General features: G+C 34.7%; 11 protein-coding genes. 3 read left to right on the forward strand and 8 right to left on the reverse strand.

Features of this window, described 5'->3' with window-relative positions:
- Positions 1 to 34: 34 nt before the first annotated feature.
- Complete coding sequence (locus Q0975_RS26620; RefSeq protein WP_299443408.1) at positions 35 to 3655, reverse strand: T9SS type B sorting domain-containing protein; 3621 nt, start codon at positions 3653 to 3655, stop codon at positions 35 to 37.
- A 671-nt stretch (positions 3656 to 4326) separates the two neighbouring features.
- Here Q0975_RS26620 and Q0975_RS26625 point away from each other — a divergent pair.
- The gene (locus Q0975_RS26625) at positions 4327 to 4950 is read left to right on the forward strand and encodes an SPOR domain-containing protein (RefSeq protein ID WP_299443411.1); all 624 of its coding nucleotides are present in this window, start codon (positions 4327 to 4329) and stop codon (positions 4948 to 4950) included.
- Between the two features lie 83 nt (positions 4951 to 5033).
- Here Q0975_RS26625 and Q0975_RS26630 read toward each other — a convergent pair whose 3' ends face one another.
- The 6 genes from Q0975_RS26630 to yiaA all read right to left on the reverse strand — a co-directional run bounded on the left by Q0975_RS26630 (position 5034) and on the right by yiaA (position 9363).
- A complete protein-coding gene (locus tag Q0975_RS26630; RefSeq protein ID WP_299443414.1) occupies positions 5034 to 5378 on the reverse strand; it encodes a DUF6515 family protein in 345 nt (114 codons plus the stop codon).
- A gap of 72 nt (positions 5379 to 5450) precedes the next feature.
- On the reverse strand, positions 5451 to 6002 hold the full coding sequence (locus tag Q0975_RS26635) for a GDYXXLXY domain-containing protein (protein WP_299443417.1): 552 nt from the start codon (positions 6000 to 6002) through the stop codon (positions 5451 to 5453).
- 1 nt (position 6003) lies between these two features.
- A complete protein-coding gene (locus Q0975_RS26640; protein WP_299443420.1) occupies positions 6004 to 7299 on the reverse strand; it encodes a DUF2157 domain-containing protein in 1296 nt (431 codons plus the stop codon).
- 99 nt (positions 7300 to 7398) lie between these two features.
- On the reverse strand, positions 7399 to 8433 hold the full coding sequence (locus Q0975_RS26645; protein WP_299443423.1) for a hypothetical protein: 1035 nt from the start codon (positions 8431 to 8433) through the stop codon (positions 7399 to 7401).
- Between the two features lie 49 nt (positions 8434 to 8482).
- A complete protein-coding gene (locus tag Q0975_RS26650) occupies positions 8483 to 8758 on the reverse strand; it encodes a hypothetical protein (protein WP_299443426.1) in 276 nt (91 codons plus the stop codon).
- A 128-nt stretch (positions 8759 to 8886) separates the two neighbouring features.
- Positions 8887 to 9363: an inner membrane protein YiaA gene (yiaA, locus tag Q0975_RS26655; protein WP_299443429.1), complete on the reverse strand. Its 477-nt coding sequence runs from the start codon at positions 9361 to 9363 to the stop codon at positions 8887 to 8889.
- A gap of 179 nt (positions 9364 to 9542) precedes the next feature.
- Between yiaA and Q0975_RS26660 the strand changes: the two genes are divergently transcribed.
- Positions 9543 to 11039 carry a hypothetical protein gene (locus tag Q0975_RS26660; protein ID WP_299443432.1) on the forward strand — a complete coding sequence of 499 codons (1497 nt, stop codon included), beginning with the start codon at positions 9543 to 9545 and terminating at the stop codon, positions 11037 to 11039.
- Here the strand turns inward: Q0975_RS26660 and Q0975_RS26665 are convergent.
- Entirely contained in the window at positions 11036 to 12334 is a 1299-nt protein-coding gene (locus Q0975_RS26665; RefSeq protein ID WP_299443434.1) for a hypothetical protein, read from the reverse strand. The genes Q0975_RS26660 and Q0975_RS26665 overlap by 4 nt on opposite strands.
- 325 nt (positions 12335 to 12659) lie before the next feature.
- Here Q0975_RS26665 and Q0975_RS26670 point away from each other — a divergent pair, with 325 nt between their 5' ends.
- On the forward strand, positions 12660 to 24995 hold the full coding sequence (locus Q0975_RS26670) for a PKD-like domain-containing protein (RefSeq protein WP_299443437.1): 12336 nt from the start codon (positions 12660 to 12662) through the stop codon (positions 24993 to 24995).
- Positions 24996 to 25040: the final 45 nt, after the last annotated feature.

The raw sequence follows: 25040 nt of genomic DNA on the forward strand, positions 1-25040 counted from the left end.
TTGCTTGTTTTGAAATAGAAAAAAATTGTTTCCATTATCGTTTTAGTGTAAAGTGTCTTCTGTATGTAGCTGATCCATCTTTGAATTCTGCAACAAACCAATAATCTGTAGCCGGAAGAGGTTTTCCTCCGTACATTCCATCCCAACTATTATCTCTATTCAATTGTTGAAGAAGTTTTCCGTATTTATCAAAAATGAAGATATCCATCTCTGGAGTATCCGCATTTCCTACAACTCCCCATTCGTCATTAATTCCATCATTATTAGGAGTAAAGAAGTTAGGAAATCCAATTACGAAAATAGATGCTGTTATAGAACCACACCCATTAATATCCACTGCTGTAACCTCGTGTAACCCAAGAGACACATTGGTGAATACATTACTATCTTGTGGGCTTCCATTATCAAGGATAAACTCATAAGTACTATCCCCTACAACTGTTGCAATGATATCGCTATTACCAGAAAATGCTCCTGCTGACAATCTGAGATCCAAACTCTCTGGATCATTAACGCCTATGATTGTCACTTGTGAATTTCCGGAGCAAGTGGACACTATATCCGTATAAGCAACTGTATATGTTCCGACTTGCGTTGCTTCGTAAAAAGATTGGGTTGCTCCCGTTATTACTGTTCCTTCAAAACTCCATTCAAAAGAAAAATCGGTTTCACTTAATTCTGTGTTGATCATAAAAGAAGTCGAAGTAATAGGGCCAGCACATATAACACCTGCTTCGATTTCCAACTCTTCGATATCTGTTATCTCTACAAAAAATTGCACTTCATTTTCGCAGCCATTGCTATCGATTTCTTGTAAAAAAATTGTTTGACTAGCTTGTATCGTATCGCCAGGATTTAACTGCGTTCCACCTCCATTAGATGCCGTATAATAATTCTGCCCACTTTGTAAAGCTGGTAAAACATAACTTTGACAGAAACGATCTCCTGGATTTACTGGTGCTAATGGATTAGGTAATGGATTAATTGTAATATCTAATACTTCTTCATCAAAACAATTAGGAGTTGTTCCTGTTTCGGCATACACATATATCACCTGACTTACGTCAATAATTTCACCTGCATTGAGCTGAGTACCGACTCCATTCGTTTGTGTAAAATAATTCCCAATAGTAAGTGTAGGTAATTCATAAGATTCACAGACAGAAACTGCATTTATTGGGTCAATAACAGGAATATCAAGAATTTGGTAAAAAACTTCTATACGATCACTTGCACAATTTTCTACAGTATCAAATGCTTCCACATTATAAATATAATTTCCAACTGCTGTATCTGTTGGTGTAAAGGTTGTACTATTAGTAATTAATTGGTTTCCATCTGCATCATACCAATTGGCTGTCTGACCCGTCAATACATCTACAGACAACACAGGTGTTACTGAACCTACACATATACTCTCATTACTTGGATTGGTAGGCTCAATAATATCAGGACATGTACAAACACTATCAATTGCAACATCCACAAGATATCGTATAGGCGGGCAACCGGCGACTAACACTGGAAGTGTATATACATACTCTCCATCTAAAACACCAGTAGCAGTTGGATCCAATGTTCCTAAATGACCACCCGTTAGTGCTGCACCAGTTGCTGGTACACTCCAAGTTCCTGTTGTCAATGTTCCCATTGGTAATTCTTCAAATAAATTTAAAGGATCACATATAGTAATCGCTAAACTCCCAACATCCACATCACCAATTTCTTCTCTCCAATCTCTTTCATCTGTTAAAGGGTTATGATTATTAGGAAAATCGGTAGGAACGGTTCCTCCATTGGTTGCATTCGTTTCTACTGTTAATCTATCCAACGTAATCATATCAAACGCATCATCCAATCCATCACCATCACTATCTGAACCACTTGCAGAAATATCAGAAACTCCATCTTGATCTATATCATATGCTTCTATTACATCTTCTAAACAATCTCCTGATAAAGGATCAGCGTTTAGATCTATATAATCAGGAGCTGCCGTAGTATTTGTATTAACAGGAGTTATTGCCACACCATTAGTATCATAGCTATCATCTACTCCATTAAAATCTCCATCCACACCACTTGTTGCTATATAACCCGCAGTAGATTGCCCTTCTATATTATCAATAATACCATCTCCATCAGCATCGATATCCAAGAAATCTTGATTCGAATCACTATCAGAATTTATAACATTATGAACTATCGTCGTCGATGTCCCATCTGCATTAATTGCTCCATCAAAACGTCCATCTCCATCTCCATCTGCTGCTGCATTACCTGACTCTACAATATCATAGATTCCATCATTATCCGCATCTAAATCTTGAGAATTAGGAATTCCATCACGATCAAAATCACAAGCATTTGTGGATAAGAAAATATTATCAATCCCAATATCATTTCCATCTCCATCTGTCCCTTGTCTATTGATTACTCTTATAGTAACGACATTAACTGCTGGATCAGGAACAAAAGAGCTTTGCACAAGAATCCAATTATCCGTACCATTTTGTATTTCTCCAGAGTTTTGACTAAAAATAGGAGTTCCAGTAGTTTGATCTACTACTTCTATTGTCAGATTGGCCGGTCGCTCACCAACATTATTATTTAAACTAGCAATAGACATACTAAAATCATATGCTATACCTGGAGTAACAGGTAAATTTTCGGCCACAAAAACAGGTTTATCCGCAAAAGCACTGGACTTCATATTTATGGCTAAATATCTACCATCTACATCTCCATTTGCATCAACCTCGCCTATAAGGTCTGAAGAAAGGAATGTTGCATCAAATCCTCCTGCAGTACGAAAGTAAGTAGAGGTTGCTACATTGTATTCTCCATCACTAAATCGATCTTCCGGTAGAAGAGGATTGTATGTCAACCCCAAGCCTTCTGAATACCTACTTCTAGTAGGTCCTCCAAAACCGAAATCTTCTTCTAAAACAAATATAGGAGAGGTTGTTACAGCGGTACAAAAACCATCTTCTATTATATCAGGAATACCATCATTATCATCATCATCATCTGTTGCATCAGGTACATTATCATTATCAGAATCATTATCACCGCAAGGTTTTACGGTTAGTACTACACTAACAGCTGGACATGACCCGCCATTATCAATTGTATATGTAAAAGCTCCTCCAGTAGGATCTGAAGTATCATAAGTACCAGTACCATTACTCCAAACTCCTCCGGCAGAAGGAGATCCGTCTAATTCATCAAACAAATTGATAATCCCCGTTCTACCACATAAAAACATAGTGGTATTTAATCCTGGATCAGCAAGATCTTCTACAGTGATAACGATACTTTCGGAAATAGGTCCACTAGAACCCCCATTGACCGTTACTGTATAGGTAGTGGTAGCTCCTGGAATATCTCTATAAAATGAACAGGAACCATCAGCACTAGGAAATTGACAATTTCTAATAAACGTTGGGTTTGTTGTTTTTTCCCATTGTATATTATATGTACTAGTGCCTCCCGATGGTCTAGGAGGATCGATATCCAGATTTAGCTGAATTTCGGTTCCTTTACAAATAGTTTTAGCAGTCAAACCATCATCTGTTTGAAAAGTAACAGTTTGGCTATAACTAAATGTGAATAAAAACAGGGTTACGCAAGTAGAAAATAGTTTACGTATCATAATTGTTGACATTGATTAAGTTGGTTTTTAAAAAAGCATCATCAACAGACAAGTATTCCATTCCTCGACATACATTTCTAGTAAAAGAATTGGTGAGTGTATGAATTAGGATTGAGGTTTGTATACTTATATTTTTGAATTTCAACTTGTGTCCCTCCAAAAGAAATTTTGAAAGTAAAAGTTTATGATTCGATAAAAAGAAAAACAATACAAGCAGTACCCTTAGGTATATCTTTGTGTTCACGATGGTTAAGTTTTGTATATGGTAACAGCAACCGTACTCTACTTCGATTTAGGGTGGGAAGATCGTTGAAATAGAATACCGAAAAAAGAATAACGTACTAGTCTAGATTATATTTTTAGGTTTTGAAAGTATTCGATATGATGTAGCTAAAAATCGTTAGGAGTATATTAAAAGACACTTTATTATTTTTTTTGACAAAAAATCCTACAGCTATTTTTATTCCTGTATAGTCTGAACGAGTTGATTTTACAACAATTATTGATTCTCTCGCTTTTTTATAACTTTCTTATCTTTTAGTTTTTTATTATTTCCATATCAAAATCAATCAAAACATCCAATTCTTATCAAGGAACTACGGTTAATCAGTAATTTAATTTTTGGGTAAAACAATAATCCCCTATATTTGAACATATTAAAACCACAAATCATGCCTTATATTAGTGATGATGAACTATTGGATTTCCAGGTTCAAATTGACGATGCTAAAGAAGAAAAACGTGTTTCTAACTATGCTCATACCAAAGCACTTAGAGATGAAGAAGAAAACACCAGAAAGTTTAAGATAGCTACCATTATTTTAGGGATTATCTCTCTTCTGGGTGTTGCAGGAACTGTTTATTTTATGAACTTTAATACTCCTGATAATCTGATTGCCAAAAGTGAATCTAAAGCGCAGTCTGACATTCTTAAAAATAAAATTACCGAACTAGAAGAGACAATTAAGAATCTATCTATGGATCAGGAGATCAATGCTTCTGGAAATGATACTGATACTGATAACGGACAGGAGAAAGCTTCTCTGCGAGATCAACTCGTATATGCCGTACAGATAGGAGCTTTTGAAGAAAAAGATTTGTCTTTATACTCGGATAAGTTCGTTAATTTTAAAGAAATCAAATCAGGTAGTTTTAATAAATATGCACTTGGTAATTTTGCTTCTTTATCTGAGGCTAAGAAATTTCGTAGAGAACTTGTTGGTTTAGGTTTTAGAAATGCTTTTATCGCTTCTTACCAGAATGGAGAACGCATAAAAATTGAGGAAGCTTGGTAATCAAAAATCCTCAAGGTTTCATTTTATAAAACCTCAAGGACTTTCTCTTAACTAAACTAACCAACTCAATCTATCTTAAATAACTATACATTTACTACTACATAATTCCTACCGGATTTTTTGTAGTATATTCCGTTATGTCTATAATATCTCACGCCTTTTACTTTTACCACCTTATATCCTCTGGGTAATGCTTGTACTCGAATACCAACTGGTGCCGCAACAGTAACATAACCTCTATTCTTTTTTATATACCAAACACCTCCGCTTCTATAGTACTTTACATTTTTATGAACTATGACTCTAGGATTATGTACTTTGGTTACCACTACGCTATTCGCTGGACGAACTCTTACTGTAGTTGCGCAAGAAGTCGTCAATGCAGATAACAAGATTACTAATACTGGTATTTTTAATAATGCCTTCATAATGATCGTCTTTTTTGTTCTTCCTTATTAGGACTATCGTTATGAAAAAAGGTTTAATTCTAATGAGAAATTTCACTTTTCTACATACTCTTGTATAGGAATATCATCTATCAATACATCTTTAAGAACCACTTGATCATCTTTAACATACACCAATGCATAAACATTATTAGCTATGCTATCTCTAATAGCTTTGGCATATGCCAACTCAGCATCATATGCCTTTGTTTCTTCCATATAAAAAGTATTAAAAGGCAGTTGAAAATTCACTTTCCCTTTATAATAATAGGTTACTCTGGCAGTCACGTAATCGGCTTCTATCTCCAAAGGTGTTTTACTTATTTGTGAAACTTCTGCGAAACCTTCAGTGTCATTTTTAAGATAAATATAGATTTCCTCACCCACGACATAGGTCGAATCTTTTGTATTAAAATGATTCATCTCATATTGTAATGTAATATATTTACCTCTAAAAGGATCTGTTGGGTCAATCGGTCTTGTTTTAAACTTATAAGCAACTCCAGACATAATCGCATTCTCACTACCTACAATCATCCGAATTGGAACAAAAATCTGAGCCAGTGCTACTAGAATAAACAGGATAAATAAATAACTGATTTTCATCTTATTGTGTTTTTAATGTATTTGATTTTTTCTGTTGTCTTTTTAACATCATATAATTGGTCATAAAAAATCCTGCACCAACAATGACAAATGATAATCCTCGTATTACAAAACTCACATCAGTATCAAAAAATCTACATATGATGAGTATTGAAACGATCAACAATCCATAATTAAGAATTCCAAAGTTAAACTTGTCTGCACCTATCTTGATAGCGGTAATTCCTAGTAAAAAAACTAATATATTGGTTAAGATCATTGGCAGTGTAGACATTCCAGAAAGTAAAAAGAACAACCCCCAGAATATTAAAAATGAAATTTGAAACGGATTTATCAATCGGATTCCTTTTTTAATGACAGTATATCCCAAAATCGAAATTGCTACAACTCCTAAAGCCAATGAAGTATAAAATTCCTGAGAAACATACATTGTTTTATCATATATTTCTTCCCAAGGCCATCTGAATGTAAATATCATTAGCAAAACAATAGTTCCTAATGAACCTATAATCAGATGTCCATTTCTCAATGTTCTTAACTCTTTAAATATCGACAACCTTCCTATATTATAGAATATCCCAAAGAGCGTCATATACATGATAAAACCTAATTCTTCATTACCTCTTATAAATGCTCCTAATCCTACAGTGATACTGGCAGGTATGATCCAGTTAAAAATTGTGGTCGCATTACTAGATAGATTATTCTTGAGTTGCAACCAATAATATGGTACTATTCCCATAATAAAAACCTCATATAACCAAGGAGTACTCTGGTTTCTATAACTCCAGATACCGACCTCTACTGCATAATAGGTGCTTGATAAGATAACGAGTAGCGCAACCGCATGGGATCTAAGCAAATAGATCACTGGCAAACAAAGTAGTACCCAAGTTCTTAAAAACGAACCTAAATCGCCCGATATATTATAAATCTGACTTACTAAAGAGATACTAGCTCCTACTGCAAAAAACAGGAAAGTTCCAGAAGCTTCTTTCCATGTACGGCTTTTGTTTTTCAGTATAGAAAAACCTGCTACACATTGTCCGATGATTAGAGGAACAAATGCAAAAATAGTTTTTATCATTCTTGGGAAATCATCCCAATTGTGTGCTAGCATCAGAATAATGCCAGATCCAACGAGCAAAGCTCCAAAAATCCCAAATATGGTAAATAACCGATTAGGTTTATTTGCTTGCTTCTGATCATAATACTGTGATATCTTATCAGCAATCTCAGATGAGATCACATGATCGCTAACCAGCTCTTTTAATTCTTTATTAAATTTTGAACTCATAGTGTCATTTTAGCTATAATACATTTCTCTTTTACTCATAGACATAAAACAATACTGATCATAATACTGTCTGCCCCTAACTCGGTTATCCGTTATGGATCACAATTTGTTTTGTTTTAATAAGTCAATTTCCTTCGTCTCAATGTTTATAAAACCAAATCGTTTTTCTCCAAGGTTATTATTGAAAAGGAATTTCTTTTTTTGAATATCCCTATCTACTTTCTCTTCATGAAGGAGCCATATTCCTTTTTGGTCATAATCTGTATTATTTTTAATGATCCATTTCCTTATTTCATTTTTCAAGCCTTTTTCAACCTTCTCATTAATGTTATTCATTAGTTTATGATCAACAATCTTAAAACCAGAACTATCTTTCTTAAAATCTACCCTATAATGGATTATACATTTATCTTCTAAATTATCATAGCTAAAAAGTTTTCCTTTGTTATTGCTATACTCCTTGGTATCTTCTTTTTTGGTAAAATACAAGTTATATTTTAAGTCAAACTCCTCATAATTGCCCAAAGTTATCCTACAAATGGAATCTACTTTTTCCAATGTTTTATTTTTTTCATCTAGAGGAACTGCTGTATAGATATTATGAACCCATCTAAAAGCACTGTCTTTTGTTTCAATTTTATTTGATAGAGCTCTTGAACTAGAAAAGACCTTTTTAAATACTTCTTCAAGTTCTTCTGAGCTTTCTAATACCTCGCTAACCATAGTGTAATTTTTTTCAAATTGCGCCTTATCGAAATACAATGGTTTTGAAAAAGGAAGGTTATAAAAGAAGTAAATAGGATTGTTTCTATCATCTACAATTTTAATCTGAAAGCCGTAAATTTTACCAAATTCGTGATAAGCCCCCAATCGGTTAATTTTAAACCTCTCTCCATAATTCTTTTCAATTTCTTGTTTCATGAATTTCTTAGCTTGACTTTCTTGTTTAAAAAAAAGAACACTTCTACATGATGTTGAAATCAGTAAAGTTATTAGAGTAAAAACTACGAAAAGCTTACGTTTTATTTTAGAAGTTTGTTTCTGATTGTAATACAAAGTAATTTCTACTGATTCAGATGAGATTACCTGATCACTGACCAGCTCTTTTAATTCTTTATTAAATTTTGAACTCATACTATGAATGGTTATTTAGTTAATTGTTTTTTATTAATTAGAAATAACTTTATTGAATACTATAACACAACAAAATGATTAAGCTAAAAATTAATTCAAATATTGAGAGTTTGAGCGGTTTTATATGCTGTACTAGAATTCTATCTAACAGAATAAACGGGATAAAAATAACAACACCACTTAAAATTAACACTCCTCCTAAACTAGCACCGCCGTTAAGAGTTAAACCATAAATTCCTGAAGGAATTCCAAAGGCAAACATAATAACCCCTATTATTAGAAATAAGGTTGGTTTATTTTTTAAATTCTGTTTGAAGTTTTGCATTTTTATAAATATTATTAACCCGTATTTCTTAATACTAAAAAAAGGCAGCTACAGCCGCAGCTGCCTTTTCTAATCATCAAAACAAGGAACTACCATATGGCAGTTCCTCCTTTTGATTAGTCTTCCAATTATGCATCCTTACTTTCAATGAATTTTTTATCTCTGGTATTTTTTTGCACCGCGATGGCTGCGAATAAACTAAGCGTAAATGACATCCCGTAGAATCCTTTTTCACTGAGATCTAAATCCGCATTCCATAATCCTATGATCAATAACACAATAGACGCTAATGCTGCAAACCAACTAATCCCATAATAGATTTCTGTAACCTGCAATCCCTCTAGTTTATCTCGCACATTTTTCTGAACCGATACCGCTGAGAATAATCCAAATAGTAAAATTGTAAAATAATATCCTTTCTCATTCAGTAGCATTTCTGCATTCCATAAACCAGTACAAAAGGATACCATACCAGCAAACAATGCTACCCAAGAAGCACTTATAAATGCCGGTGTTGGTTTTTGATCATATACTTTGATTTCTTTTTTATCGATGTTGTCTTTACCTATTTCTTCTGTTACATCGTTACTAAACTTATAATCCATAATAATTAATTTTGATGATTAAATTTTATTTCAATTGTTTGTTTTGAACAGGACAAATTTGCAAATACTTAATCAGTCCAAAAACTCAATATTCACAAAAAACTTATGATATATTTGTGGTTTTTAAGTAAACTATTCTTTATTTATAGTACTTTTACATTATTCATACTTATGATATAATGAACACAATTTCTTCTATAATTGCTACTTTATCTTCTGAAGAAAAAAGGAATTTTATTAATAATCTCAAACAAAAGAACAAGAGAAACGATACTAAAAACATTCAATTATTTAAGCTTTTAGACACTTCGTCTGACACTAAAAACTTAGATATCCAGTTATATGGCAAGAGTGCTAAAGGTGCTTTCCATGCGCTTTGCAAAAGGCTACATGATAGTCTTATCGATTTTATTGCTACCAAAAGTTTTGAAAGCGAGACTTCAGAAGAGATGGAGATTCTTAAACTATTGCTTAGTAGTAGAATTTTCTTTGAACAGAAACAATACAAGATTGCTTTAAAAACTATAAAAAAAGCAACTTTAAAAGCCAAAACTTACGACCTTTTTAGCATACTGCATGAGATCTATTATACTAAAATTCAATATGCCCATGTTGACCCAGATACATCCTTGGAAAGCTTAATACACGATTTTAGACACAATCAAAAGTTATTACAACAGGAAGAAAATCTAAATCTTTTTTACGCGAGTATTCAGAATAAACTTACTCAAAACAGAGATGACATCACTAAAACCATCCGTGATTCTTTGGAGAAATTTGATATTTCGATCACTAATGACATGACTTTTAGATCATTATTTAAGTTATTAGAAATTATAAATCAAGCAGCAAACGTTACTCGTAACTTTCATTCGATTCTATCTTTTGTCGAAAAAACCTACCAGCAAATCGAATCAAAAGAACAACTAACAGACAAACACCTCTTCTATCATATCCAGATATTATATTATGTAGCTAATTCCTATTTCAGAAACAAAAACTTCTCAACCTCGCAAGAGTATTTAAAATCAATGGAATTGCAAATGATCAAACAACGTGAAAAATATTACAAAAGATTTTTTCCTCAATTCAAACTCCTGAAGGCATTAAACCAACATTATAGTGGAGAAACAGAAAAAGCATCACTTGCTTTGGAGAATTTCAATTATTACAAGTTCAAAGATCAAACTACCTATATTTTAGACTTAAAGCTAACCTTAATAGTATTTTATTTCCAACAATCCAGATTCAAAGAAGCTTTAAGGTTATTCAACGAATTACACCATAGTGATACCTGGTATACAGAAAAAGCGGGAATCATTTGGGTGATCAAAAAAAACCTTACAGAAATATTATTACATATCGAATTAGATCATCTCGACGTAGTAGAATCTAGAATAAAAAGCTTTAGAAAAAAACATCGTACTTACTTAAAAAACAATAATGAAAATCGAGTTTTAGAGTTCCTATCTTTAGCAATGGCCTATTACCTGAATAGTGACACCATTGAAACTGATAGTTTTTTATCTAAAATTCAAAAATCATTAATACAGAATAGTCCTGATCAAGAAGATATTTTTGCAATGAGCTTTTATGCCTGGTTAAAAGCAAGAGTTCTAAAATCTGACGTCTACCAAACTACACTAGAAGTAGTAGCACAATCTAACAAAAACTAATTATTGGATTCAGGAATGTTGTCTACTCTTTTATTGATCTCATTTAACAACAATATGAACAATACGGGAATCATCCATTGATGATATATCATATATCGATCAATACTATGCTGCACAATACATATCAATAGTATATTACTAAATGTCAATAACATTAAAACGAATGCAAGTAATGCAAGTTTCTCATTATAGGTCTTCCAGATAAACAAAGCCCCTATTAAAATCAAAAGCGATAACCATATCATATAAAATCCGCCAAAAGCATGTGCTACATTTTTATAGAAAAGATCCAAACACTTCCAGAAATTATCAAACAATAATGGCAACCACATATCCATTAAGAACTTGTCATTTGCAATCAAGGCTTCGTGAGAATCCGGATTAGATGGCATTAAAAATTTTCGTCCTTCTTTAGAAAATACTCCATAGGATATATTAACAAAATTATAATCGAAATGATGAAACACATTATCATTAACTGGGACATAAAAATCGTCTAGTAATTTTCGATCCACTGCCACTTGGTACATCTGCTTATAATATTCTTGAGTTTTGGGATCATCATATATCTTATAATCCTCAGCATCTGCCACAAAAAATGGCATAATCATTACCTGAAGTCCTGTGCTCGAAATATTAATATACCTGCCATGAACTACATAATTAAACGTTTTCTGAGCCAGAGAAATCGTCATTGGCATCAATAGCAATGCAATTATCAGAACTATAAATTTTCTAAAATTTTTAGTGACATACCATTGATAGCCAAAAACCAAAAGCAATACCGGAATGATAAAGAAAAACTGTGTTCGGATCAATAATCCTGCAAAAACACTCAATAGCAACCACACGCTTGTTCTTCTACTATTTAGAAAAACATATTGAATCAAAAATGTCGTAATTATCAAAAAGCAAGGATATGCCAGGCCTTGGGTTACAATACGGTTAACGATCAAATATTCTGGAATAAAAATAGGTGCCAATAGCATTACATCAATCAATATCAACAACCTCTTATCCAACGCAAATACCTTTCTTATTGTTTTAATAAGATACCAACAAGAAATAAAACTCAGAATTAATTGGACAAATACGATAATGGGATAATAATGATCTTCTCCAAACAGTTTACGAAAAATGAATAAAAAAGTACCATATCCTGGCGGTGTAATTAAAGAAAACCCAACATAACTAATTGTATCAGGTTCAATCACTACTCCAACCCAAATAACATATATACAAATAAGTAAGTATAGGAATATTCTGTGTATATGATTAGATACGATATACTGCATACATTAATTTATAATTGAAGACTAAAGTAATTCAATTATTCTAATTTAACATTATACAATTTATTGCTAAATATACCGATTACTCATAATGTCCACTGCTTATTACGCTATATCATTTAATAGTTTGTGGTTTTCACATAGTGGGTTATTTCCCATATAATGTACCTTTGATAAGGTTTGATTTTTTAACAGTTTTTAACAGTTTTTACCGTTTAACCATATTTAGTGTACTTAATCGATAAACACCTTTTTTATAAGTACCTAATAAAGCCAAACCTATCGTTCTTTTCTAATTTAGAAAACCATTGTCATAACTACCCACCTAATGAAAAAATATTACCTACTCCTCTTTTTCTTTATTATAAGCATTATACATATTCAGGCGCAACTTAGTAATGTGCATTATTTACCGCCACTAAAACAAGGAGGAAATAATCAGGCAATACGTCAACAAGCTTTTTATTTATCTACGCCAGAAACAACAGCTTTTGACGTTAGTGTTTTTCGGGGAACCAATACAACAGCAATTGCAACCCTAAACATTTCAAATACCGCCCCAGAACAATATAATATAGCGGATGGTGACAATAATATTACGCTTGTTACAAATACTAATACCGGAATAGTTTTAAACAATAGTGGGTTACGTTTTGAATCTGAAAATGGCGAAGAATTTTATGTTAACTATCGAGGTAGATCCAGCTCACAAGCTACTTCATTAACATCCAAAGGTAGACAAGCCATAGGAACACTATTCAAATGGGGTGGTAGGCCTAATTATGGTAATGGCCAAAATAGTCTGAATGCTACTTTAGGGATTATGGCTACAGATCCAGGCACTACAACCATTAATATTTTTGGTTACGGAACAGATTGCGAATTTAGACTACAAGGAGACGATGATGGAATTACAGATGACACTCTTACAATTACACTAACTCAAGGCCAAACCTATGTTTTAGAAGCATGGAGAAATGCAACAGCAGCAAATATTGACTGTTGGCTGGGAGCAACCATCCAATCGGATAAAAAAATTGCCATTTCTAATGGAAACCTAAATGGAGCTCCCAGAATTGGTGCTAATAGCAGAGACGCTGTAATTGACCAACCGGTTCCGGAGAATGTTTTGGGTAGAGAGTATATATTCATAAGAGGAAATGGAGTAAATGACATAGAAACCCCTATAATAATCGGAACTCAGAACGGTACAGATATTTTTGTAGGTGGTGTACTTCAAACAACAATAAATAACGGAGAATATTATGTAATCAACGGAAGTAATTATTCACCTCAATCTGCAGGTGGAAACATGTACGTAACCACTTCCAAAGAAGTGTATGCTTATCAACATTTGTCCGGTTCTGGCAGTATTTTTACTGGTGGTTTAAATTTTATCGCACCTGTAAACTGCTTGCTACCAGATAGACTAAGTAACATCTCCAATATTAGAGATGTAGATGGTTCTAATTTTAATGGAGGTATTACAATCGTAGCAGCTACTACTACTCCAAATGCAAACATTATAGTTACTGACGGTACTGGAACGATAGCCTTAGCTAATGAACAAACAGTAAATGGCACAGGAGATTGGAAAACTTTTTACATTCCTGGTCTTACAGGAAATGTTTCTGTACAATCTACAGGACCTATTGCCGTTGGTTTTTTGGGAGTAAGTGGCGCAGCTGGAATCGCAGGATATTTTTCTGGGTTTGACACCGTTCCGGTAGTAGAACTAGATGTTACTGGTGGTGGATGTCTACCTGGAGCAGATGTTTTTGAAATCTCATCCAGTTTTGATGCATATCAATGGTTTCAGAATGGTGTATTAATAGGAGGAGCAACAACTAATAGCTTTACTCCTACAGAACCAGGTAATTTTTTTGTACGAGTTACCAAAGGAACCTGTACTTATGATTCTGCTATATTATCTGTATATAATTGCGATCCAGAAATTGTATTAACAAAAACAGTAGATACTAGCCCTGTAATTGAAGGAGATACGGTGACTTTTACCATTACGGTAGAGCATTTAGGTGTGAATCCTGTAAGTAATTTGGTAATCAATGATGCTTTGCCTTCAGAATTAACCTTTGGAACAGGAACTCCAAGTTTTGGAACCTGGACTGCTCCTGATTGGACGATTGGAACTATGTTTAGTGGCGAAATCCATACATTAATATTAGAAGCAACGGTTAATGAAGGATCTGCTGGATTAACAGTTACAAATACTATAAGCAATACTCAAACCGAAGTAGAAGCAAATGCTTTACCAGATGATCCAACAGAAGATGTTACCATTATTAATAACGAATTAGAAATCACCAAAAGTGATCAAGCACCTCCAGATGGAAGTTATGATAGTGTTGGAGAAGTAATTACTTATGATTTTGTAGTCACCAATACAGGGAATCAGGTTATTCCAAGTGTGACCATTTCAGATCCTAATATAGATTCAGGAAGTTTATCTCCTGCATCAGTCTCTAATCTTGGCATAGGAGCGGTAGCTAATTTTACTGCTACACACACAATTACGCAATCGGATATAGAAGCAGATCAAGTAGTAAATACAGCTACAGCCGAAGGTACTTTATCCAACGGCTTTGTTATCTCTGATACTTCGGATGATCCTACAACTATTGCTTCAGAAGATCCAACGATTACTCCCATCGAACAATTGGGAGCACTAGTACTAGAAAAAATTGCTCAACCTGCTCTAGATGGCTTATATGACGCTTTAGGAGAAGTTATCACCTATGAATTTACAGTAATCAATACTGGGAATGTAAGTCTAGATAATGTAACTATCACTGATCCTAATATTGACCCAGGTAGCTTAAGCCCTATATCTGTTGCAAATTTACCTGCAGGAGCTTCGGCAGTCTTTACTGCTACACATACAATTGTTCAATTAGATTTTGATAATGGAAGTACTACCAACTCAGCAACTGCTAGTGGGACTGAACCTGTAGAAGGACTGGTAGTATCTGACACATCAGATGACCCTACTACTTTAGCACCAAATGATGCAACGGTAGTTACAATTCCCCAATTTGGTCAATTAGAGGTTACCAAAGTAGATGATGCTCCAACAAATGGCCCATACAATACTTTAGGGCAAACTATAACCTATACGATTATTGCCACTAGTGTGGGAAATGTAACATTAACAGATATAAATGTAGTAGATCCTAATGCTGATACAATTACATTGATAAGTACTACAGGAACGGATACTGGAACAGATGATATCGTAGATAGTATGGCTCCTATGGATACTGCTACTTTTGAAGCAACTCATGTAATTACACAAGACGATTTGGATGCAGCCCAAGCGGTAAATACAGCAACCGTCGGAGCTCAAGATCCAGGTTTAGGAAGTGTGACGGATCTATCGGATGATCCTGATGACCCGACAACAACTACCAACGACCCTACAATCGTTCCCCTCATATCTACTCCTTCTATATCTGTAACCAAATTAGCAGATGACGATAGCAATGTTACAGAAGGTCAAATAATAACGTATACCTACACCGTATCCAATCTAGGAAATGTAACTTTTGATGAAGTGAGTCTTACCGATATTCATTCGGGTAGTGGTAGTTTAGGCACAATTACTTTACAAAGTACTACCGGAACCGATGATGGTGTTGATAATGATGTGGATCAATTGGACCCTGGAACCATTGCTACATGGACAGCGACATATATTACAACCGCATCAGATATTACTAATCAAACGGATATTACCAATACCGTAACCGTAACCACCACACCAAGAACAGGAAGTATTGCCGATCCCACAGACCTTATAGCAACCGAAACGGTAACTGTAAATCCAATAGAAACCATATGTGGCGGAACTACTTTAGCACATGATCTAACTGCAGATGTTGACCCTACTATAGTTTCATTTAGCTGGTCTGCTACCAATAATCCTTTTGTTGCAGGAGAAACAACCGTTACTTCGACGGACTCAAATATTACAGATACTTTAGTAAATACGAGTATTACAGATCAAGAAGTGATTTATACTATCACAGGATTTGATTCATTAGGAGCAGTACTGGATACATATACTTATACTGTAACAATACAGCGAACTCCCAGAGTAAACAATACTACTAGGACTGTAGATATTTGTACAGGAGATACACTTAATCAAAATTTAATTACACATGTTACAAATTATACTAATGGAGTTACTTTTTCTTGGTCTGCTGTTGACAATCCCAATGTATCAGGAGAGACCACTTCTACTTCAACAGATGATCGAATACAAGATACGCTTACCAATACATCTTCAACTGATCAAGATATAATATATACTATTACTCCTACTGCTGATGCTAATGGATGTGTAGGAACAATGTACACAATCACAGTAACCATAGAACCACCTTTGGTATTACCTCCTAATGATTCAGCTATAGTACAATGTATTGCCGATGCTACACAACCAACTGCGCCTGTAGTTACTGATAGTAGTGGTAGTTCTATCATACCAGTTATTACAGAGAACGCAGATCCTACTTGTGAAGGTGATAAAATATATACCTATACGTATACTGACTGTGCAGGAAATGTTTCTATATATACGTTTACCTATACGATTGATGTAACAACATCGCCAGTAGTACCAGTAAATGGAACTGCAACAGTAGAGTGTATTGCAGATGCTACACAACCAACTGCGCCAACAGTAACTGATGTATGTAATAATGATATCACTCCGGTAATTACAGAAAATACAGATCCCACTTGTGAAGGAGATAAAATATATACCTATACCTATACCGATTGTGCAGGAAATGTTTCTATATATACGTTTACCTATACGATTGATGTAACAACATCGCCAGTAGTACCAGTAAATGGAACTGCAACTGTAGAATGTATTGCTGATGCTACACAACCAATTGCACCAACAGTAACTGATGTATGCAATAATGATATCACTCCGGTAATTACGGAGAACGCAGATCCTGCTTGTGAAGGAGATAAAATATATACTTATACCTACACTGATTGTGCTGGAAACGTTTCTATCTATACATTTACATATACCCTTGATGTAACAACATCGCCAGTTGTACCTGTCGATGGAACTGCAACTGTAGAATGTATTGCTGATGCTACTCAGCCAACCACGCCAACAGTAACTGATGTATGTAATAATGATATCACCCCAGTAATTACAGAAAATACAGATCCTACTTGTGAAGGAGATAAAATATATACCTATACCTATACTGATTGTGCTGGAAATGTTTCTATCTATACATTTACATATACGATTGATGTAACAACATCACCAGTTGTACCTGTAGATGGAACTGCAACTGTAGAATGTATTGCAGATGCTACACAGCCAACTGCGCCAACCGTAACTGATGTATGTAATAATGATATCACTCCGGTAATTACGGAGAACTCAGATCCTGCTTGCGAAGGTGATAAGATATATACCTATACCTATACTGATTGTGCTGGAAATGTTTCTATCTATACGTTTACATATACCCTTGATATAACAACATCACCAGTAGTACCTGCTAATGGAACTGCAACTGTAGAATGTATTGCAGATGCTACACAACCAATTGCACCAACAGTAACTGATGTATGCAATAATGATATCACCCCAGTTATTACAGAAAATACAGATCCTACTTGCGAAGGAGATAAAATATATACTTATACCTACACTGATTGTGCTGGAAATATTTCTATCTATACGTTTACGTATACCCTTGATGTAACAACATCCCCAGTAGTGCCAGTAAATGGAACTGCAACTGTAGAATGTATTGCAGATGCCACACAACCAACCGCGCCAACTGTAACTGATGTATGTAATAATGATATCACTCCAGTAATTACAGAAAATACAGATCCTGCTTGTGAAGGAGATAATATATATACTTATACCTACACTGATTGTGCTGGAAATGTTTCTATCTATACGTTTACGTATACCCTTGATGTGACTACATCACCAGTTGTACCTGTCGATGGAACTGCAATAGTAAATGACATAATTGATGCAATACAACCAACTGCGCCAATAGTAACTGATGTATGTGGAAATAATATTATTCCAGTAATAACAGAAAGTACCAATCCTACTTGTGATGGAATCAAAACATATACTTTCACGTATACAGATTGCGCAGGAAACAATAGTACATATAATTTTACATATACCATTGATGTTACAGCTACTTTAGAGATTTCAGATGTTTCGACCTCTATATGTAGTAATACCTCTTTAGAATATAATTTATCAAACTTGACAAGCCTATCTGGTGTTACATTTGATTGGGTAGTTACACCAAACCCCAATGTTAGTGGAGCTATTAATGGTAATGGAACTATTATTCCAGATACTATACAAAACATCTCAGGAAATAATGAGGATGTTATCTATACCATTACACCATTCAATAGTAATGGTTGTAATGGAAATACATTTACGCTTACTATTACTATTCAACCAGAACCTCTTAATACGGCAGCTCCTACAGATGACACTTGTAGTAACACCTCTTTAAATCACAATCTGAGTTCAGATGTAAATATTGCAGGAACCTCTTTCTCATGGGTGGCAGCAGATAATACGAACGTAAGTGGAGAAACAACTACTCCAGATACATCTTCTTTAATAACAGATACTTTAATTAATATTAGTGGAAGTATTCAAACGGTGATTTATACTGTTACTCCAACCAGTCCTGATGGGTGTGTTGGAATGCCATACACCTATACAGTTACCGTAAGTCCTGAGGCTGAAATGATAGTAACAAAATCATTTCTACCTTCCGCAGATGGAAGCTATGATGCAGTTGGCGAGGTTATTCAGTATGAAATAGTTATACAAAATGTAAACGATGTTGAAATAAACAATGTAAATATTACTGACACTAATGCAGATGTAGGAAGCATTTCTCCTGCTACAATTCCCACAATCCCAGCAATGGGATCTGCTACCATTACAGCATTACATACAATTACTCAAGACGATTTGAATACTGGACAGGTTATAAATAGCGCTACTGTAGTGGCTGTTGATCCATGCGGAAATATAGTATCTGATATCTCTGATGATCCTACGACGGGAACACCAAATGATAATACAATAACTCCTCTTGATCAAAACCCATCCATTTCTTTAGAAAAAACAGCTACTTTCAATGATGAAAATGGAGATGGATTTCCGCAACAAGGAGAAACATTAACCTATAATTTTTCTGTAACTAACACCGGAAATGTAACACTTACTGACATTACCATTTCAGATCCACTTGTTACGGTTAATGGAGGTCCAATTAGTTTAGATCCAGGAGCATCTGACACTACTACTTTTGTAGCTACCTTTATAATAACTCAAGGAAACATAGACTCCGGAAGTGTTACAAATTCTGCAACGGTTAATACAGAAGCTCCAGATGGAAGCACTATTACGGATACTTCTGATGATCCTAATAATCCCGATAATAATGATAGTAATGGAGATGGAGATCCAGATGATGCAACAATCATTACTTTACAATCTAATCCTGAATTAACAATCAATAAAACAGGAGTATTTATTGACAGTAATGGTGATGGTCTAGCTCAGGTTGGAGAAACCATTCAATACAGTTTTGATGTATCAAATACTGGAAATGTAACGGTATTTGGCATTACGATAATAGACCCATTGGTAACCATTAGTGGTGGATCGATTAATCTTCCTCCGAATCAAACAGATAGTAACACATTTACAGCTATTTATACTATTACGCAAGATGATATCAATACAGGAAGTGTAACTAATTCTGCTATTGGTTCTGGAACTGATCCAAATGGAAATCCTGTAGAAGATGTTTCTGATGATCCTACAACTGCCGATGATAATGACGATACAATTACCTCTTTATCCAGAGACCCTCAGCTAACATTACTAAAAACAGCTGTTTTTAATGATGAAAATGCAGATGGATTTCCACAAGAAGGAGAGACAATTAACTATATATTTGATGTAAGAAACACAGGAAATGTAACGATTTCTAGTATCACAATTACTGATCCACTAGTTTCAATAACAGGAGGTCCAATAGATCTAGATCCTAATGAATCAGATACTTCTACTTTTACAGCAACCTATACAATCACTCTTTCGGATCTAAACACTGGAAGTATCACAAATTCTGCTACGGTTACTGGACAAGATCCAGATGGAACTCCTATTACAGATATTAGTGATGATCCTAATAATCCAGATAACAATGATATAGATGGAGATGGAGATCCTGATGACACTACCGTTACTCCGTTACTATCGAATCCTCGAGTAAGCATAACAAAAACTGGCATATTTGAAGATGAAAATGGTGATGGTTTAGCCCAGGTTGGAGAAACAATAAGCTATGCATTCGATATATCGAATATCGGCAATGTTACCATAACGAATATTAATGTTACAGATGCCTTAGTAACTGTAACTGGAGCTGCGATAAATCTTAATCCAGGGCAAAATGATACAACGACATTTACTGCATCATATAGTATTAATCAAAATGACATTGATGCAGGATTAGTCCAAAACACCGCAATTACAAATGGACAAGATCCTAATGGAAATCCAGTATCAGATACTTCAGACGATCCTAACAATCCAACCGATAATGACACTAATGGAGATGGAGAACCTGATGATGTAACCAATACTGTTTTACCTTTTCAAGGAAATCTTAGCCTTATCAAAACGGCACTAGTAGCTCCTGATGGTAGCTATGACAGTGTTGGAGAACAAATAATATATGAACTATCGATAACCAACACAGGAAATGTAACACTCACTAATGTTGTCGTTTCAGACGCTAACGCGGATGCAGGAAGCATTACGCCTTCAGTTATTACTAGTATATCTCCAGGACAAACGATTATTGCGAATGCAACTCATACTATTACTCAAAATGAAATTGATGCAGGCGTAGTAAGTAACTCTGCGTCTGTAGAAGGTGTCGATCCGTTTGGAAATCCTATTACTGATATTTCTGATGATCCTAATAACGCTACAGATAATGATGCAAATGGCGATGGCGATCCTGATGATATTACAGATACTAATATTGCACAAAACCCTTCAATTGAACTAGAAAAAACTGCTACTTTCAATGATGAGAATGGTAATGGAATACCTCAACAAGGAGAAACGATCACCTATAATTTTAATGTAACCAATACAGGAAATGTAACCCTTTCAAATATTACTATATCAGATCCTTTAGCAACAGTTAATGGAGGTCCTATTACCTTAGCTCCTTCCAATAATGATACTACTACATTCTTTGCTACATATACAATAACGCAAGCAAACATTGATTCAGGAAGTATTACGAATTCTGCAACAGTTAATGCAGAAGACACTAATGGAAATCCAATTTCAGATACATCTGATGATCCTAATGATCCAACTGATAACGACACTAATGGTGATGGAGAACCTGATGATGTGACAATTACCACATTACCAAGTAATCCAGAACTTACAATCTTTAAAACTGGTGTGTTTATAGACACTAATAATGATGGACTTGCGCAAGCAGGAGAAACGATTCAGTATAACTTTGATGTATCTAACACTGGAAATGTAACGATTTCTAATATCACTGTTTCGGATCCATTAATTCCTGTAACCGGAGGACCAATTACCTTGATTCCTGGTCAGACGGACAACACAACATTTACAGCATTTTATGTTTTATTACAATCAGATGTAAATGCTGGTGAAGTCATTAATACTGCAACAAGTTCTGGGATTGATCCGTCTGGGGGAACAGTGACGGATGATTCCGATGATCCAACTACCACTGATAATAATGATGCAACAATAACCACATTAGCTAGAGATCCACAACTAACTTTATTTAAAACAGCTAATTTCAATGATGAAAATGGTGATGGAATTCCTCAAAATGGAGAAACAATTTCTTATACATTTGATGTTAGAAATACTGGAAATGTAACAATAACCAACATTACAATTTCCGATCCCATAGTATCTGTAACAGGTGGCCCGATCAATTTAAACCCTGCAGAAACTGATAATACAAGCTTTACAGCAACTTATATTATTTTGCAATCAGATATTGACTCTGGTAATATTTCTAACAGTGCCTTAGTAACCGGAGAAGATGATGATGGTGGTATTATTACGGATGTAAGTGATTTCTCTGACGATCCGGATAATCCAAATAATGAGGATCTGGATGGAGATGGTGATCCGGATGACCCAACAGTTACGGATCTTATTGGCAACCCTGAATTAACTTTACTAAAAACAGGAACGTTCAATGATACGAATGGTGATGGCTTTGCTCAAATCGGAGAAACGATTACATATGCTTTCGAAGTAATAAATTCAGGAAATACTACTATTACGGATATTACAATTTCTGATCCATTAGTAGCTGTTAATGGAGGTCTTATTGATTTAATTCCTGGGCAAAATAACACAACAACATTTACTGCAACCTATACAATAACTCAGTTTGATGTTGATACAGGAAGTATTACCAATGCTGCTGTTGTTTCTGGACAAGATCCTAATGGAACTAATATCACAGATAATTCTGATGATCCAAATAACCCTACAGATATAGATGATAATAATGATGGAAATCCCGATGATGACACAGTAACCACATTTATGGTACAAGGAGGAATTAGTATTATCAAAGAATCATTAAGTGCCGATGATGGCGCTTATGATACAGTAGGAGAACAAATTAAGTACTCCTTAACAATTACCAATACTGGCAATACTACGTTAACAAATATTGTCATTACCGATAATAATGCAGATGCTGGCAGTATTAGTCCATCAAACATTACCATTTTACTTCCGGGAGAAACCATTTCTGTAACTGCAGCGCATACGATTACTCAATTAGATTTAGACACTGGCATTGTTAGTAATACTGCTACTGTAGAGGGAACTGATCCATTCGGAAATATTCTAGATGACATTTCAGATGATCCTAATGACCCTACTAATAATGATAGTAATGGTGACGGTGATCCTGATGATATAACAAATACAGATATGATTCAAAACCCATCTATTGGATTAACCAAAGCTGCAGATGATGCACCAGATGGATTATGGGATACTGTAGGTGAAATTATTACCTATACATTACAGGTAACTAATACTGGTAATGTTACTTTAAGCAACATTACCATCTCAGATTCTAATGCTGATGCAGGTAGTATTGTACCATCTAATATAGCTACATTATTACCAGGAGAAACAATTACTGTTATTGCTGCGCATACCATAACACAACAAGACTTAGACACAGGTTCGGTAACAAATACAGCTTCTGTAACAGCAGAAGATACCAATGGAGGTATTGTAACAGATGATTCTGATGACCCTAATAACCCTACTGACGATGATACAAATGGAGATGGAGAACCTGATGATGTAACTGTCACCTCTACCCCACAATTAGCAACTGTTTCCATATTGAAAACGGTAGATACAACGACTTATACCGAAGTTGGAGATATTCTTAATTATGCAATTACAGTTACCAATACAGGAAATGTAACATTACTAAATATAAATGTGACGGATCCTAATGCAGTTTTAACTAGTCCATCATCTATAGCATCACTTGCACCTGGAGAAACCTTCTCAGTTACAGCAGAACATGTGATTACAGAAGATGATATGATTGATGGTTTTGTATCAAATACCGCTTTTGTAAGTGCATCTATTCCTAACTCTACTAAGGTAATTATTGAAGATTCTGATGATCCTGATGATCCTACTGATAGTGATAGTGATAATGATGGTGATCCGGATGACCCTACAGTCAGTTATTTGGATACTGATGGAGACGGAATACCAAATATTATAGATTTAGATGATGATAATGATGGTATTACAGACGTCGAAGAACAAAACGGAGATCCTTTATTAGATACAGATGGCGATGGTATTATAGATAGTCTAGATCTTGATGCTGATGGAGACGGAATCTATGACTATATCGAAGGCGGACACGATGGTATTGATAGTGATGGAGACGGAACCATTGATGGACCTTATGGAGATGATGGTATTCCTGATAGCGTACAAGATGATCCTGATAATGGCGAAGTAAATTACGACCCTCAAGATTCTGATGGTGATGGAATTGATGATTTTCAAGATATTGATGATGACAATGATGGAATACTTACAGAAGATGAGAATCCGGATCCAGATGGAGATATGATACCTGATGATGCTATTGATTCTGATGGTGACGGAATTCCTGATTACTTAGAACCAAACAATGCTGATCCAACATCAGAAGACGATCTTGAAATATTTAATGCAGTCACGCCTAATGGAGATGGCGATAATGATGTATTTATCATTCGCAATATCGAAAACTTCCCTAATAATGAATTGAAGATATTCAATCGATGGGGTGTACTTGTATATGAAGCTATAGGATATGGTCAAAGTCAGGAATATTTCAGAGGGGAATCTAATGGTAGAGCTACTGTAAACCAAGAACGTCAATTACCAGTAGGTACTTATTTCTATGTACTAGTATATAAAAATAATGCAGGAATATCTAAAACGAGATCTGGATATCTATATATCAATAGATAAAACAATCTCTTAAAGCAACAAACATTTTTATGATTCTTTTCAGAA

Origin of the sequence: uncultured Aquimarina sp., assembly GCF_947500065.1 — a bacterium.
Classification (GTDB): domain Bacteria; phylum Bacteroidota; class Bacteroidia; order Flavobacteriales; family Flavobacteriaceae; genus Aquimarina.

Bases quoted from the DNA above. Each gene is read 5' to 3' on its own strand.
- Q0975_RS26630 (WP_299443414.1), bottom strand. From the start codon at position 5,378: ATGAAGGCATTATTAAAAATACCAGTATTAGTAATCTTGTTATCTGCA.
- Q0975_RS26640 (WP_299443420.1), bottom strand. From the start codon at position 7,299: ATGAGTTCAAAATTTAATAAAGAATTAAAAGAGCTGGTTAGCGATCAT.
- Q0975_RS26635 (WP_299443417.1), bottom strand. From the start codon at position 6,002: ATGAAAATCAGTTATTTATTTATCCTGTTTATTCTAGTAGCACTGGCT.
- Q0975_RS26660 (WP_299443432.1), top strand. From the start codon at position 9,543: ATGAACACAATTTCTTCTATAATTGCTACTTTATCTTCTGAAGAAAAA.
- Q0975_RS26620 (WP_299443408.1), bottom strand. From the start codon at position 3,655: ATGATACGTAAACTATTTTCTACTTGCGTAACCCTGTTTTTATTCACA.
- Q0975_RS26670 (WP_299443437.1), top strand. From the start codon at position 12,660: ATGAAAAAATATTACCTACTCCTCTTTTTCTTTATTATAAGCATTATA.
- Q0975_RS26645 (WP_299443423.1), bottom strand. From the start codon at position 8,433: ATGAGTTCAAAATTTAATAAAGAATTAAAAGAGCTGGTCAGTGATCAG.
- Q0975_RS26625 (WP_299443411.1), top strand. From the start codon at position 4,327: ATGCCTTATATTAGTGATGATGAACTATTGGATTTCCAGGTTCAAATT.
- yiaA (WP_299443429.1), bottom strand. From the start codon at position 9,363: ATGGATTATAAGTTTAGTAACGATGTAACAGAAGAAATAGGTAAAGAC.
- Q0975_RS26650 (WP_299443426.1), bottom strand. From the start codon at position 8,758: ATGCAAAACTTCAAACAGAATTTAAAAAATAAACCAACCTTATTTCTA.
- Q0975_RS26665 (WP_299443434.1), bottom strand. From the start codon at position 12,334: ATGCAGTATATCGTATCTAATCATATACACAGAATATTCCTATACTTA.